Here is a 15,281-nt window from a genome sequence, read left to right as displayed (position 1 = left end):
CCCGCTGAAAAATAGCCGGGAATTGTACCTGATGCTCAGGCCAGACGTCATCTTTGCTGACCAGAACAAAAATGCCCCGGTCTCTCGACCGGGGCATTTTTTGAGCATAAGCGCGGTATCAACCGGCTCGGCGCAATAGCCAGAAGCCGGCCAGGGCGCAGATGGCCGTCGGCACCAGCACCGCAAACAGCGGCGAGAACCCGAACACCAGGCTCGACGGGCCGAGCAGGTCTTGGGCGATACGGAAGGTAAAACCTACCAACACGCCAGTAAACACGCGCTGGCCAAGGGTCACGGAACGCAACGGACCGAAGATGAACGAGATCGCCATCAACACCAGCGCGGCGGTCACCACCGGCTGCAACACCTTGACCCAAAACGCCAGCCAGTAGCGGCCATTGTTCAAGCCCTGGTCCTTCAGGTAGTGGATGTAGCCCCACAACCCGGAGATCGGCAGGCTTTCCGGGATCATCACCACCGTATTGAGCAACTCAGGCTTCAGCGCGATATCCCATTGCTCGGTTGGCACGTTGATCACTTCAGTGCTGGCCTTGGTGCCTTGGCCGATATTGCGAAAATAAGTGGTGGTGACGTCGGTCAGTTGCCACTTATCGCTGCCGTACTGCGCACGTTTGGCGAAACTGGACGACAACATGTGCCGCTCTTTGTCGAAGGTGTAGCGGGTCACACCAATCAACAGGCCACCCGGTTGCACGGCGTTGATGTGGATGAACTCATCACCTTGGCGGTGCCACAGGCCGTGCTTGGAGCTTTGAGCATCGCCCGAACCCTGGGCCAGGGCGCGATTGGCCTGGGCTGTGGTTTCGGCCGGCGGCGCCACGTACTCGCCGATCAGCACGCTGCACAGCATCAGCAGCAACATCGGTTTCATCACCGCCCAGACGATCCGGCCGATGGAAACACCGGCAGCGCGCATGATGGTTAGTTCGCTGTTGCTGGCCAGGCTGCCCAGGCCGATCAGGCAACCGATCAGCGCTGCCATGGGCATCATGTCGTACAGGCGACGCGGTGCGGTCAGCGCTACATAGCTGAGCACGTCCCACACGGTATAGGTGTCGGTGACGTTGCCCACTTCATCGATGAAGGCAAACAGCGATGCCAACCCCAGGATGATGCCCAATACCGCCAGGATGGCGATCAGTACGCTGCTACCAATGTAGCGATCGAGCTTAGCCACGAGCCAACTCCTTCTGGCCACGACGGCTCAACATTTTCAGGCGGATAGGTTCCCAGTAGAGCAGCCCGAGGCCGATCACCAGGAAGATCCCGTGTACCCACCACAGGCCCAGGGTCGGCGAGAGCTTGCCTTTCTCCAGGGAGCCGCGGGCGGAAATCAGGATGGTGAGGTAGGCCATGTACAGCAGAATCGCCGGCAGCAGCTTGAGGAAGCGGCCCTGACGCGGATTCACGCGGGACAGCGGCACTGCCATCAGCGTTACGATAAAGACCAGCAGCGGCAGGGAAATACGCCATTGCAACTCGGCGATGGAGCGCAATTCCTTACTGCCGAACAGATCGGAGGTAGGGATGGCGTCGCGGTCAGTCACCTCGTCGCTCACGTCAGGGCGCGCCAGCATTACGCCATAGGTGTCGTACTTGATGGCGCGGTAATCCGCTTGGCCAGGGCTGCCGTCATAGCGGTAGCCGTTTTCCAGGATCAGGTAGCGACTACCGTCCGGGCGCACTTCCTGGCGCCCCGAATCGGCCACCAGCACGGAGATGCCACGGTCTTTCTTGTCTTGCCCCAGGCGTTTCTCGGAGATGAACACACCGCCGAGGTTGGCGCGGTCTTCGGTCAGGGTCTCGGTGTAGGTCACACGCGAGCCGTCATTGAGTGCCTGGAAACGGCCGGGTTCGAGGGTGTCGAACTCGGTCATCGCGTCCTGCTTGTTCAATACCAGCTGGAACTGCATGGCGCCCTGAGGGGCCAGGCTCAGGCTCAGCCAGGCCACGATCAGCGCGACGCCGGCGGCCGGGATCATGGTCATGCCCAGCAGACGTTGCTGGCTCATGCCGGTGGCCGAGAGCACGGTCATTTCGCTTTCGAGGTACAGGCGTCCGTATGCCAGCAGGATCCCGAGAAACAGGCCCAATGGCAGGATCAGCTGCAAAAAGCCCGGCAGGCGAAAGCCCATGATCAGGAACAGCGAGCCTGGGTCCAGGGCGCCAGAGGCAGCCTGGGCCAGGTATTTGACGAAACGACCACTCATGATGATGACCAGCAGCACCGCACTCACGGCACTCAGGGTCAACAGGACTTCGCGGGACAGATAACGGAAGACGATCAAACCAGACACTCCAGGGTTGTCAGGCTAAGGCGGCCAAACAAGCAAGCATACCGAGTCAGCCCTTTTGAAGGGGCCGGCTAAAAAGATGGCGCATTATCCTGTGATTGGCTGCGCCTGTCACGGAGCAAGCTCTGCGCACATGCACAAAGCTGCCGGCAAGGGTTGTCAGGCTCCGTCGGCGAGGTTCAAACTGCGGCCTTTGTCGCTGGCGACTTACACAGTTGCCAAGCATTAAAGCCTGCGTACAGACGCAAGGCTCTCCGACCTTTATAAGGGACCCGAAAATGGAATTGGTTGTAAAAAGCGTTAGCCCCGAAACGTTGAAAACCGCCACCCTCGTGGTCGCCATTGGCGAAGGCCGCAAGCTCGGCGTTGCCGCCAAGCAACTCGACGAACTGAGCGGCGGCGCGATCAGCGCAGTCCTCAAGCGCGGCGACCTGGCCGGCAAAGTCGGCCAGAGCCTGCTGCTGCAAAGCCTGCCCAACCTCAAGGCCGACCGCGTATTGCTGGTGGGCGTGGGCAAGGACGCCGAACTGGGCGACCGTCCGTTCCGCAAGATCATCAGTGGCATCCTCAACACCCTCAAGGGCCTGGGCGGCAGCGATGCGACCCTGGCGCTGGATGAAGTCGTCGTAAAAGGCCGCGACAGCTACGGCAAGACCCGCCTGCTGGCAGAAAGCCTGGTGGACGGCGGCTATCTCTTCGACCAGTTCAAGAGCACCAAGGCCGAACCCCGCGCCCTGAAAAAAATCACCTTGCTGACCATCAAGGCCGCCCAGGCTGAAGTCGAGCGCGCCGTGACACACGCGACAGCCATCGCCAATGGTATGTCGTTCACCCGCGACCTGGGCAACCTGCCGCCGAACATCTGCCACCCCACGTTCCTGGGCGAACAGGCCAAGGCGCTGGGCAAGGAGTTCAAGGGTCTCAAGGTTGAAGTCCTGGACGAGAAGAAGATCAAGGAACTGGGCATGGGCTCGTTCTACGCCGTGGGCCAAGGCAGCGACCAGCCGCCACGCTTGATCGTGATGCAATACAACGGCGGCAAGAAGTCCGAGAAGCCCTACGCCCTGGTGGGTAAAGGCATCACCTTCGACACTGGCGGCATCAGCCTCAAGCCAGGCTTGGGCATGGACGAGATGAAGTACGACATGGGCGGCGCCGCCAGCGTATTCGGTACCCTGCGCGCCGTGCTGGAACTCAAGCTGCCGATCAACCTGGTGTGCATCCTGGCCTGCGCCGAGAACATGCCAAGTGGCGGTGCGGCGCGTCCGGGCGACATCGTTACTACCCTGAGCGGCCAGACTGTCGAGATCCTCAACACCGACGCCGAAGGCCGCCTGGTGCTGTGCGATGCACTGACCTACGCCGAGCGCTTCAAGCCGCAAGCGGTGATCGACATCGCCACCCTGACCGGTGCCTGCATCGTTGCGCTGGGCTCCCACACTTCGGGCCTGCTGGGCAACAATGACGAGCTGATCGAGCAACTGCTCAGCGCCGGCAAGGCTGCCGACGACCGCGCCTGGCAACTGCCGCTGTTCGATGAGTACCAGGAACAGCTGGACAGCCCATTCGCTGACATCGCCAACATCGGCGGCCCGAAAGCCGGCACCATCACGGCGGCCTGCTTCCTGTCGCGTTTTGCCAAGAACTTCAATTGGGCTCACCTGGACATCGCCGGTACCGCCTGGACCAGCGGCGGCAAGGACAAAGGCGCCACTGGCCGCCCAGTCCCCCTGTTGACCCAGTACCTGCTGGACCGCGCCAAGGCCTGAAACTGAAGATTCCGGAGCGGCCATTACGCCGCTCCGGTCTCAGGAACCGCAATGACCCAAGTCGACTTCTATATATTGCCCAGCGCCGACCCGCTCGCGCGCCTGGACTTTGCCTGCAAACTCACCGAAAAAGCCTGGCGCATGGGCCACCGTATCTACCTGCATTGCAGCGATGCCGCCCAACGCGACGAACTCGACGCACGCCTGTGGCGCTTCAAGGGCGAAAGCTTCGTGCCCCATGGCCCTGCCGAGTCCGAACCCGAAAGCCTTGTCGTCCTGGGTTTGGGCGAAAGTTGCGGCGATCACCATGACCTGCTGGTGAACCTGGACCTGAAAGTGCCGCCGTTCGCCAAGGCGTTTGCCCGCGTGGCAGAGGTGGTGGTGGAAGACCCGGCTATTCGTCAGGCGGCGCGGGAGAGTTTCCGTTTCTATCGCGAACAGGGCTATCCTTTGCAGGATCACCGGCTACAACGACTTTGAGTAAATGATGGACACTCCCAACCTTAAAAAAGACGACCACCTGCTGGATGACCTTGAGTCGATCCGCCAGTTGCTGGGTGATGATGACTTGCAACCGCCGCTGCTGACCGAATCGGTCGATGGCGAGGTACAGATTCCGCTGCTGTTCGACATGGTCAATGCCAAGCCCGCTGCGCCGGAGCCCGTTGCACCCCCACCCGCTGTCGAACCCGCCCCTGCTGAAAAGGCGCCTGACGCCCTGCTGCTGCACCTGGACAACGAACTGCGCGCCGCCGCGCAGTTGATCATGCAAGACGTGATCGATGACTTTGCCCCGCATATCGAAACCGAGATCAAGCGTCGGCTGGATGCGCGAATGGAGCGGTTGCTGAGCCAGTACCAATCCTGAGACTTGCATAGATTCCCTGTGGGAGCTGGCTTGCCTGCGATAACGGTTTCTCAGTCAATACCTTAATTGACTGGCATACCGCTATCGCAGGCAAGCCAGCTCCCACATTGGTTTGGCATCGACCTTTAGACCGTCTTCAACTCGCCCTCCACGCCCTGCCCCGTTATACTTGCCGGCTTTCCTGAATAAATGCCAACTAGGGTCCCGCCGCGCATGGATAAGACCTACCAGCCGCACGCCATCGAAACTTCCTGGTACAACACCTGGGAATCCGAGAATTATTTCGCCCCGCAAGGCGCGGGCGATTCCTACACCATCATGATTCCGCCACCGAACGTCACTGGCAGCCTGCACATGGGCCATGGCTTCAACAATGCGATCATGGATGCGTTGATCCGTTTCCGCCGCATGCAGGGCCGCAACACCCTGTGGCAACCGGGCACCGACCACGCCGGTATCGCCACCCAGATGCTGGTGGAACGCCAACTTGAAGCCACCGGCCAGAGCCGTCACGACCTGGGCCGTGAGAAATTCCTGGAAAAAATCTGGGAATGGAAAGACCAGTCCGGCGGCAACATCAGCCGTCAGATCCGTCGCCTCGGCTCGTCCGTAGACTGGAGCCGCGAGCGCTTCACCATGGACGACGGCCTGTCGGAAGCCGTGAAAGAAGCCTTCGTGCGCCTGCATGAAGACGGCCTGATCTACCGCGGCAAGCGTCTGGTCAACTGGGACACCAAGTTGCACACGGCGATTTCCGACCTCGAAGTGGAAAACCACGACGAAAAAGGTTTCCTGTGGAACCTCAAGTACCCGCTGGCTGACGGCGCCAAGACTGCCGAGGGCAACGACTACCTGATCGTCGCCACCACGCGTCCGGAAACCATGCTCGGCGACGCCGCCGTTGCCGTTAACCCGAACGACGAACGCTACCAGGCACTGATCGGCAAATTCGTCGAATTGCCACTGGTTGGCCGTCGCATCCCGATCATCGCCGACGACTACTGCGACCCTGAATTCGGCACCGGCTGCGTGAAAATCACCCCGGCCCACGATTTCAACGACTACGAAGTCGGCAAGCGCCACAACCTGCCGCTGCTGAACATCTTCGACAAGAACGCCGCCGTGCTGCCCGCCTGCCAGGTGTTCAACCTGGACGGCACGCTGAACGAAAGCATCGACGGCAAGATCCCGGCCGAATACGCCGGCCTCGACCGTTTCGAAGCGCGTAAGCAGATCGTTGCCGCCTTCGACGCCGCCGGCCTGCTGGTGAGCGTGGACGACCACGGCCTGAAAGTGCCGAAGGGCGACCGCTCTGGCACCATCATCGAGCCGTGGCTGACCGACCAGTGGTACGTCTCCACCAAACCGCTGGCAGAACCTGCCATCGCTGCCGTGGAAGATGGCCGCATCCAGTTCGTGCCAAAACAGTACGAGAACATGTACTTCTCGTGGATGCGTGACATCCAGGATTGGTGCATCAGCCGTCAGCTGTGGTGGGGCCACCGTATTCCTGCCTGGTATGACGAGTCCGGCAAGGTCTATGTAGGCCGCGACGAGGCCGAAGTGCGTGCCAAGCACAACCTCGGTGACGACGTTGCGCTGCAACAGGACAACGACGTACTGGACACTTGGTTCAGCTCGGGCCTGTGGACCTTCTCCACACTGGGCTGGCCGCAGCAGACAGAATTCCTCAAGAAATTCCACTCCACCGATGTGCTGGTTACCGGCTTCGACATCATTTTCTTCTGGGTTGCCCGGATGATCATGCTGACCATGCACTTGGTGAAGAACGAGGACGGCACCCCGCAGGTACCGTTCAAGACTGTTTACGTGCATGGCCTGGTGCGCGATGGCCAGGGCCAGAAGATGTCCAAGTCCAAGGGCAACGTCCTGGACCCGCTGGACATCATCGACGGCATCGACCTGGAAACCCTGGTGCAAAAACGCACCTCGGGCCTGATGCAGCCAAAACTGGCGAAGAAGATCGAGAAGCAGACCCGCGACGAGTTCGCCGACGGCATCGCCAGCTACGGCACCGACGCCCTGCGCTTCACCTTCTGCTCGCTGGCGTCCACCGGTCGCGACATCAAGTTCGACATGGGCCGCGTCGAAGGCTATCGCAACTTCTGCAACAAGATCTGGAACGCCGCACGCTACGTGCTGGATAAAGGCGAAGACTGCGGCCAGAACGGCGAAGCGGTCGAGCTGTCCCTGGCCGATCGCTGGATCATCTCGCAGCTGCAGCGCACCGAAGCCGAAGTGACCCGCCAGCTCGACCAGTTCCGTTTCGACCTGGCCGCACAGGCCCTGTACGAGTTCATCTGGAACCAATATTGCGACTGGTACCTGGAACTGTCCAAGCCCGTGCTGTGGGATGAAAATGCGCCGATCGAACGCCAGCGCGGTACCCGTCGCACCCTGGTACGCGTGCTGGAAGTGGCCCTGCGCCTGGCGCATCCGTTCATGCCGTTCATCACCGAAGAAATCTGGCAGCGCCTGGCGCCGCTGGCCGGTATCGAAGGCAAGACCATCATGCTGCAACCTTGGCCAGTGGCCAACGAAGCGCGCATTGATGAGGCCGCCGAAAGCGATATCGAATGGCTCAAGACCCTGATGCTCGGCACGCGCAACATCCGCGCCGAGATGAACATCGGCCCGGGCAAGCCATTGGCCGTGTTCGTGAAGAACGCCAGTGCCGAAGACCAGCGTCGTCTTGCTGAGAACGATGCGCTGCTCAAGAAGCTGGCGAAGCTGGAATCCATCACCGTATTGGCGGCTGATGCTGAAGCGCCACTGTCCGCTACCGCTCTGGTCGGCGAGATGGAAGTGCTGGTGCCAATGGCTGGCCTGATCGACAAGGGTGCCGAACTGGCCCGACTCGACAAGGAAATTGCACGCCTGCAAGGCGAAGTGCAGCGAGTGGGCGGCAAGCTGTCCAACGCGGCGTTCGTCGACAAGGCGCCAGCCGAAGTGATCGACAAGGAACGCGCCAAGCTGGCCGAGGCTGAACAAGCCTTGGGCAAACTGGCGGAGCAACATGCGCGGATTTCCAGCCTGTAAGCTGGAACCTGTGTAAAAAAGAGGCCTTCGGGCCTCTTTTTTTATGCCTTGAAAACCCGATCAATGTGGGAGCTGGCTTGCCTGCGATGCAGGCGACTTGGTCCATCAGCCCGACCGAGTGGATGCTATCGCAGGCAAGCCAGCTCCCACATTTGACCGGGACAGCCTCAGGATGTGTGACAATGCTCGCCACATTGAGCCAACACCAGAATCATCATGACCGCCCCCAGCACGCCCAAGCCTCCACGCAAGAAGCCTAAAACCGCCGCCACAGCCAAACCGGTAGTGCCGCGCAAAGAGGCCACCCTGCACCCGCGCAACCGCCACACGGGCCGTTACGACTTCCCGGCGCTGATCAAGACCACGCCAGAATTGGCGAAGTTCGTGATCATCAACCCGTATGGCAAAGAAAGCATCGACTTCGCCAGCCCGGATGCGGTGCGGGTGTTCAACCGGGCGCTGCTCAAGTCCTTCTATGGCATCCAGCACTGGGACATCCCGGCCGACTACCTGTGCCCGCCGGTGCCAGGGCGTGCGGACTACGTGCATTTCCTCGCCGACCTGTTGGCCAGCAACAACGACGGCAAGGTTCCGCGTGGCTCCATCGTCAAGGTGTTGGACATCGGTATGGGCGCCAACTGCGTCTACCCGCTGATTGGCTATATGGAGTACCGCTGGAACTTCCTGGGTTCGGAAGTCGACCCAATCGCTGTAGCCGCAGCCAAGGCCATCGTGCAGTCCAATGACCTGAGCAAGGTCATCCAACTGCGTCAGCAAACCAACCCCAAGCAGATCCTGCTGGGCTTGCTGGAGCCGGGTGAGCGCTTTGACCTGACCATGTGCAACCCACCGTTCCATGCGTCCATGGACGAAGCCACCAAGGGCAGCGAACGTAAGTGGCGCGCCTTGGGCAAGGCTGATCCCAAGCGCAAATTGCCGGTGCTGAACTTCGGTGGCCAATCGGCCGAGTTGTGGTGTGAAGGCGGTGAAGCGCGTTTCGTGACGCAATTGATCGCCGAGAGCGCGCACTTTGCCCACAAGGTGTTGTGGTTCAGCACCCTGGTGTCGAAAGCGTCAAATTTGCCCGCGATCGAGACGGCCCTGAAAAAGGCTGGCGTGCTGGAGAGCCAGGTGGTGGAAATGTCCCAAGGCCAGAAGCAAAGCCGCTTCGTCGCCTGGACCTTCCAGACCAAGAATGAGCAGCAGATCTGGCGCCAACGCTGGGTTCGCGACTAAACCCTTGTAGTGAGCGGGCTTGCCCCGCGCTGGGTGGCGCAGCCGCCCCAATAAGGGCGCCGCAGTCTTACAGGTAGACCGAGGGTGTCTGGATTTGGGGCGGCTTCGCCACCCAGCGCGGGTGCAAGCCCGCTCACTACAGTGAACCTGCGCCTACAAATCGCAGGCAACAAAAAACCGTGCCCGGATCGCTCCGGAGCACGGTTTTTTTTGCTGCGTCTTACTTGTTAACAGCGTCGGTCAGGCCTTTGGCCACAACCAGCTTGATAACTTTCTTGGCAGCGATTTCGATGGCAGCGCCAGTCGAAGGGTTACGGCCAGTACGGGCAGGACGCTCGGTCACTTTCAGTTTGCCAACGCCTGGCAGAGTGATTTCGCCGCCGTTTTCCAGCTGATCGGCAACAACTTGGCTCAGTTGGTCCAGCAGGGCGCGCACGGTAGTTTTCGGTGCGTCTACTGCTTCAGCCAGGTCAGCGATCAGTTGGTCTTTAGTAATAGCCATTGTGGTGTTCCTTCCCTATCAAATTCATATGGATTGCAGAGTGCAGTGTCAGCCGTCGAGCCCGACCGTCATGGCCTGGCACCCCCGGCTATAACCACGGAGATCGGGGTTATAGATGCTTGAAACGGGGATTGGTTCGACCTGACAGATGCTGAATGCACGCTTAACGCCGAGACTTGGCGTAAGACGGGGCAAAACTAGCACAGAGACGGGGAAATATCCGCTTCTACCTAGCCATTTGGTCAGCTTTATCGCTCTAAACCGTGAAAAAAAGGCATATGCCCCGTCGGAGAGTGTCCAAAACGCCCTTCGACGGGTGCCTTGGCCAACGGGTGCGGTACACTGGTCGACTTTTCGGGGAGGCAACCGCTCCCCTATCAACCAGCCGAGAAGCCCATGCCGATCCGTCATTGCATCGTCCACCTGATCGACAAAAAACCCGACGGCACACCTGCAGTTCTTCACGCTCGCGATTCAGAGCTGTCCGAATCCGCCGCTATCGAGAACATGCTTGCCGACCTCAACGAGAGCTATAACGCCAAACAAGGCAAGGCCTGGGGTTTCTTCCATGCCGAGTCCGGCGCGCACCCGTTCAGCGGCTGGTTGAAGGAATATTTCGACGGTGGCCAGGATTTCACCACCTTCAGCCGTACGGCGGTCGAACACCTGCAAAAGCTGATGGAGGAGTCGAACCTCTCCACCGGCGGCCACGTGCTGTTTGCCCACTACCAACAAGGCATGACCGACTACCTGGCCATCGCCCTGCTGCACCACAGCGAAGGCGTGGCGGTGACCGATGAACTGGACGTGACCCCTTCACGTCACCTGGACCTCGGCCAACTGCACCTGGCGGCGCGCATCAACGTCTCCGAGTGGCAGAACAACAAGCAGTCCAAGCAGTACATCTCGTTTATCAAGGGCAAGAACGGCAAGAAGGTCTCGGAGTACTTCCGCGACTTTATCGGCTGCCAGGAAGGCGTTGACGGCCCAGGCGAAACCCGCACCCTGCTCAAGGCCTTCAGTGACTTCGTCGAAAGCGAAGACCTGCCGGACGAGTCCGCCCGCGAAAAAACCAAGACCCTGGTGGATTACGCCAGCAGCCAGGCCAAGCTCGGCGAGCCCATGGGCTTGGAGGAACTGTCGGGTCTGATCGATGAAGATCGGCCTAAAGCGTTCTACGACCACATCCGCAACAAGGACTACGGTCTGTCACCGGAAATTCCGGCAGATAAGCGCACCCTCAACCAGTTCCGCCGGTTCACCGGGCGTGCCGAAGGTTTGTCGATCAGCTTTGAAGCGCACCTGCTGGGCGACAAGATCGAATACGACGAAGCCGCCGGCACGCTGATCATCAAGGGCCTGCCGACCCAACTGACCGACCAGCTCAAGCGCCGTAACTGATGCTTGGCGGGGTTTTCAAGAAGGTCCTGCTGGTCTTGCTGGTGGTGGTGGTAATCCAGAACTGGGGCAAGATCGAGCGGGTGTTCAACCCATCGCAGGTGGCGCCAGAGCAAGTCCGGGCTTCGGCGCGGGTGGTGCTCTATTCCACCGAATGGTGCGGCTACTGCAAGCAGATCCGTCGCTTCCTGGACCAAAAGGGCATCCCATACCAGGCGCTCGATATCGAGAAGGACGCCCAGGCGCGCAAGGCGTATGAGGCACTGGGGGGCGGTGGCATTCCATTTGTGGACGTAAACGGCACGTTGATCCGCGAATACAGCCCCGAAAAAATCATGGCCGCGCTTAAGTAATCAGCGCACCACGATCATCCGCCCCAATACGTTGTGCTGCTCAAAACCGAGTACCGCCTGCAACGCGTTCAGCACCGCTTGCGGGTCTTTGCTCGGGAAGCTACCGCTGACGCGCTTGGCGCCCATTTCTTTATTGAGCAACAGGATGCGGCCAGGGTAGTAACGGCCCAGGTCCTGGATCACATCGGCCAGCGGTGCCTTGTAGTAGTTGAGCCAACCGTCACGCCACGCCAGGCGGGATTCGCTGTCCACCGGATGCATTATGTCGGCAACACCCTCGGCATAGGCCACTTGCTGGCCGGCCGTCAGAATTTGCTGCTGGCCTTGCTTGGAAGGCGTCACACCCACCTTTCCCGATAACACAGTCACCTGGGCGCCCGCCGGTTGCAGGCGCACTTCAAATTGTGTGCCGAGCACCCGCGCTTCACCGCTGCCCGCCTCCACTACAAACGATTGGCCCGTGTGAGTCACGCTGAAAAAACCCGCGCCGCGACGCAATTGGATATGCCGCTCGCCCTGGCTGAAATCCACAGCAATCGCGCTGTCGGCATCCAGGGTCACTTGGGACTGGTCGGCCAAGGTGACGGTTTTCACTTCTCCAGGTGCGCTCACATAGTCGGCACCGAAGTCATCAACCCAACGCGAAGGCTGCCAACCGGCGCCCATGGACACCATCACCAGCAGGCACGCCGCCATGGCCAATGCGCCAGACCAACGCACCACCCGCGAGCGTTTCGAGGTATTCATCGCGCTGAGGTAACGCTGCAAGGCCAGGGCGTCTTCGTTCGCCAGTTGGCGCGCTGGCACTTCGCTCAACTCCCACAACACCTGGGCCTGTGAATAGGCCTCGACGTGCGCAGGGTCAGCCCGCAGCCATTGGCTGAGCGTGGCCTGGTCGCCGCTGCTGGGTTGATCGTGCAGCAGGCTCAGCCAGGCCAGGGCGGCTTGTTCCTGGTCGGGCGTGGGGGTGAGGTTCACGAGGCTTTCCCTGGCGTGCGTGGAGGCGATGGTTCACGAAGGCTGGCCTTGCAAGCTTCGAGGGCACGCATCATATGTTTTTCCACGGCACTTTGGGACAACCCCATGGCCTTGGCGATTTCCGCGTACTTGCGGCCGTGAATGCGATTGAGCAGAAATATCTGCCGAGTGCGCTCCGGCAAGCTGCGCAACGCAGCTTCGACATGGCGCAAATCATTGCCCGCTTCCAGCGCGGCCTGGGGTTCGGAACCCTGGTTATCCTGTTGCTCTGGCAACCAACCTTCGCTACTGCGCACACGGGCGCCTTCGCTGCGTAGGTGGTCGATGGCGATATTGCCGGCACAACGCAGCAGATAGGTGCTGAGCTCCTCGACCTGTACCAGCGGCCGACGCCAGAAACGCAGGAACAAATCCTGCACCAGGTCCGCCGCCGTGGCGCGACAGCCGACACGTCGGCTGACCAGCGCCTCCATCTGCGAACGCTGGGACAAGAACACCTGCAAGAAATGCGCACGTCCGCCCGCCGCATCAACGTGCTGGCTGTCTTGGGATTCAGGCGGAGTGCTGATCATCATCGAATAGGCTCAGAGAGTGGCAAAGGCCGCAACAGGGCTGGCCAGTAGGCTGACGCCCGCCAGGATCAAGGCCAGCCTTGGCCGGTACGGCAACAGCAACACCAACAGCAACGCACTGAGCATCAACACTGCGCACCACTCCACCAGGCCCTGGCCCCAGCCCGCCACACTCACAGCCGGCCAGATCGACACGATCAGCAACAGCCACCCCGTCGCGCGCAAACCCAGACGCCGGCGCGCAGAAGGTTTGCTGTGCAGCAACTCGCCGTGGTGACGGTCGGTGGACAGGCACAGCGCGGTAAACCCGGCGTAGCACATCAGCAGCGAGAGGAGCATTCAGTGCGCCTCCTGCTTGAGCGTCAACGAGCGTGCACGCTCGGCCTTGGGTTGCGCAGCGGCACGGTGCTGCATTTTCCACGCAGCCCAGCCGAGGAACACGCCGCTGGCCAGGCAAGTCAGGTCGAAGCCGGCCATGGCCCAGTCGCCACGGGCCAGTGAAGTGCCCAGGTGGTAAGGCGTGGTCAACGCGTTGAGCAATGGGATCGCGATAAACAGCAACGCGCCGAAGCTCAATTGCTCGACCCAACCCTGGCGGCCACGGCGCAGGATGGCGTGTAGCAGGCTCAGGCCCCAGGCGATGAAGAAGGTTTGCACTTCCCAGGCAGAACGTTCGGCGAAACTCACCGGCAGCAGGCGATTGGCCCAGAAGAACGCCGCAATGGCGATCATCAGCCCGGACATGCTGGCGATGTTCAGCACTTCCACCAGCCGCAACTCGAACGGCATCACCCCGGTTTTAGCGTGTTTGAGTTGGCGTTTGCCGAGCCAGATCACCAGCCCGGTGCCGATCATCGCCGTGCCTGCCAGGCCGCAGATAAAGTACAGCCAGCGCAGCACCGGGCCGGCGAAATGGCCCATGTGCAAGCCGTAGAAACTGCCGCCGATCACCGCCGGCAAGGATTGCTCGGCACTCACACGCAGCAACTCGCCGGTGTGACCATTAAACGACACGGTGCTGCCGAAATCATGCACCACACGATCGGCACCGGCCCGGAACACATTGACAGACGCGTTCACATCACCGGGGTTGTTCACCGCAATGCGCCCGACGTGTCCGCCCGCCCATTGCGCCCTAGCTTGCTCATACATCGGCACCAGCGGCATCAGTTGCCCGGGCTGCCCGAGCGCAGGCGCTGCGTTGGTGGCCGGAAACACATCATTGAAGAAGGCCCGCGTGTCATTGCCGTACGAGGCGAGGATGGGTGCAGGCATCACCAGGGTCATAAAAATAACCAGGCTGCTGTAGGTGATCATCAAGTGGAACGGCAGCACCAGCACACCCACCGCGTTATGCCCATCGAGCCAAGAACGTTGGCCCTTGCGGGGACGGAAGGTGAAAAAGTCCTTGAAGATTTTCTTGTGGGTGATGATGCCGGTGATCAACGCGACGAACATCACCATCGCGGCGGTGGTCGACAACCAACGTCCCCACGGGTGGGGCATTTGCAGTTGGTAGTGGAAACGATAGAAGAACTCGCCGCCCATGCTTTCACGCGCTTCTAGCGCTTGGCCGGTCACCGGGTCGAGGGTTTTCTGGATGAAATTACCGCGTTTGCTTGGGTCGATCTTGTCTTGCCACATCACCGACAACCCGGGGTCGCGGCTGTCTGGCAAGGTGATGAACCAGCGCGCGGCATTAGGCGCCTGCTGCTGCAGATAGGATTGGGCAACACCGAGGCTGCGCGCATCGTCCAGCGGGTGAGCCTGTACTTCGGGCTGCATCCAATGACTGATTTCATCCTTGAAATACGACAAGGTCCCCGTCAGAAAAATCGCAAACAGCAGCCAGCCAAAGATCAATCCGGCCCAGGTGTGCAACCAGGCCATGGCCTGGCGGAAGCCCTCTTTCATGTGCGCGCCATCCACAGCCCAACGCCCGCCAGGGTGGCAAAGGCTGCGCTTGGCAGCATCACCCCAAACCAGGCGCGCCACGCGGTGCGGCAGGCGAAACACCAGAGCACCGCCAGCAGGTAGAACACAAACGAACTCATCATCCCGGTGATCACCGCATCGGCGCGGGAAGTGGGCATCCACAACGCCAGGCAGATGGCGGCCAATGAGGCCATCAGGTAGCCGCCTACCACGGCTGCCAGCACACGTGAGGTGACGGCCAGACGGTAGAGCGCGGGAAGTGAGGTTTTGCTTTTCATGCAGGAGGCGCCAGGTT

At 60.7% G+C, this 15,281-nt stretch carries 15 protein-coding genes; 7 read left to right on the top strand and 8 right to left on the bottom strand.

Translation table 11 applies throughout. The features are described from left to right. Nucleotides 1-118: 118 nt before the first annotated feature. Entirely contained in the window at nt 119-1,198 is a 1,080-nt protein-coding gene (gene lptG / locus CFE47_RS09200; protein ID WP_185707717.1) for an LPS export ABC transporter permease LptG, read from the bottom strand. Next, nucleotides 1,191-2,309 carry an LPS export ABC transporter permease LptF gene (gene lptF, locus CFE47_RS09195; protein WP_286836375.1) on the bottom strand — a complete coding sequence of 373 codons (1,119 nt, stop codon included), beginning with the start codon at nt 2,307-2,309 and terminating at the stop codon, nt 1,191-1,193. Before lptF ends, lptG begins: the two co-directional genes overlap by 8 nt. Before the next feature lie 284 nt (nt 2,310-2,593). Between lptF and CFE47_RS09190 the strand changes: the two genes are divergently transcribed. From CFE47_RS09190 to rlmF, 5 genes are all read left to right on the top strand, one after another. Then, nucleotides 2,594-4,084: a leucyl aminopeptidase gene (locus tag CFE47_RS09190; RefSeq protein WP_286836373.1), complete on the top strand. Its 1,491-nt coding sequence runs from the start codon at nt 2,594-2,596 to the stop codon at nt 4,082-4,084. Between the two features lie 51 nt (nt 4,085-4,135). Further along, nucleotides 4,136-4,564, top strand: a complete 429-nt coding sequence (locus CFE47_RS09185) for a DNA polymerase III subunit chi (protein ID WP_286836371.1) — start codon at nt 4,136-4,138, stop codon at nt 4,562-4,564. A gap of 7 nt (nt 4,565-4,571) precedes the next feature. Continuing rightward, on the top strand, nt 4,572-4,952 hold the full coding sequence (locus CFE47_RS09180; RefSeq protein WP_185707725.1) for a DNA polymerase III subunit chi: 381 nt from the start codon (nt 4,572-4,574) through the stop codon (nt 4,950-4,952). A 213-nt stretch (nt 4,953-5,165) separates the two neighbouring features. Next, a complete protein-coding gene (locus CFE47_RS09175) occupies nt 5,166-8,012 on the top strand; it encodes a valine--tRNA ligase (RefSeq protein WP_286836370.1) in 2,847 nt (948 codons plus the stop codon). A 216-nt stretch (nt 8,013-8,228) separates the two neighbouring features. Further along, entirely contained in the window at nt 8,229-9,248 is a 1,020-nt protein-coding gene (gene rlmF / locus CFE47_RS09170; protein WP_185707729.1) for a 23S rRNA (adenine(1618)-N(6))-methyltransferase RlmF, read from the top strand. Nucleotides 9,249-9,468: 220 nt separating this feature from the next. Here rlmF and CFE47_RS09165 read toward each other — a convergent pair whose 3' ends face one another. Further along, on the bottom strand, nt 9,469-9,750 hold the full coding sequence (locus CFE47_RS09165; protein ID WP_003188840.1) for an HU family DNA-binding protein: 282 nt from the start codon (nt 9,748-9,750) through the stop codon (nt 9,469-9,471). 396 nt (nt 9,751-10,146) lie between these two features. Here CFE47_RS09165 and yejK point away from each other — a divergent pair, with 396 nt between their 5' ends. Both yejK and CFE47_RS09155 read left to right on the top strand, forming a co-directional pair. After that, nucleotides 10,147-11,151 carry a nucleoid-associated protein YejK gene (yejK, locus tag CFE47_RS09160; protein ID WP_003171997.1) on the top strand — a complete coding sequence of 335 codons (1,005 nt, stop codon included), beginning with the start codon at nt 10,147-10,149 and terminating at the stop codon, nt 11,149-11,151. After that, on the top strand, nt 11,151-11,501 hold the full coding sequence (locus tag CFE47_RS09155; protein WP_286836366.1) for a glutaredoxin family protein: 351 nt from the start codon (nt 11,151-11,153) through the stop codon (nt 11,499-11,501). The genes yejK and CFE47_RS09155 overlap by 1 nt, the downstream gene beginning before the upstream one ends. Here the strand turns inward: CFE47_RS09155 and CFE47_RS09150 are convergent, their stop codons facing one another. The 5 genes from CFE47_RS09150 to CFE47_RS09130 are packed head-to-tail and all read right to left on the bottom strand — an operon-like array spanning nt 11,502 to nt 15,264. Beyond that, nucleotides 11,502-12,479: a FecR family protein gene (locus CFE47_RS09150; RefSeq protein ID WP_286836364.1), complete on the bottom strand. Its 978-nt coding sequence runs from the start codon at nt 12,477-12,479 to the stop codon at nt 11,502-11,504. Further along, a complete protein-coding gene (locus tag CFE47_RS09145; RefSeq protein ID WP_185707735.1) occupies nt 12,476-13,054 on the bottom strand; it encodes an RNA polymerase sigma factor in 579 nt (192 codons plus the stop codon). Before CFE47_RS09145 ends, CFE47_RS09150 begins: the two co-directional genes overlap by 4 nt. Before the next feature lie 9 nt (nt 13,055-13,063). After that, complete coding sequence (locus CFE47_RS09140; protein WP_286836361.1) at nt 13,064-13,390, bottom strand: DUF3325 domain-containing protein; 327 nt, start codon at nt 13,388-13,390, stop codon at nt 13,064-13,066. Continuing rightward, entirely contained in the window at nt 13,391-14,965 is a 1,575-nt protein-coding gene (locus CFE47_RS09135; RefSeq protein WP_286836359.1) for a PepSY-associated TM helix domain-containing protein, read from the bottom strand. Continuing rightward, complete coding sequence (locus tag CFE47_RS09130) at nt 14,962-15,264, bottom strand: DUF3649 domain-containing protein (protein WP_122306279.1); 303 nt, start codon at nt 15,262-15,264, stop codon at nt 14,962-14,964. The genes CFE47_RS09135 and CFE47_RS09130 overlap by 4 nt, the downstream gene beginning before the upstream one ends. Between the last annotated feature and the right edge of the window lie 17 nt (nt 15,265-15,281).

Source organism: Pseudomonas sp. PGPPP1 (assembly GCF_002255865.1).
Taxonomy (GTDB): domain Bacteria; phylum Pseudomonadota; class Gammaproteobacteria; order Pseudomonadales; family Pseudomonadaceae; genus Aquipseudomonas; species Aquipseudomonas cremoris.
This window is presented reverse-complemented; position numbering and strand designations above follow the sequence as displayed.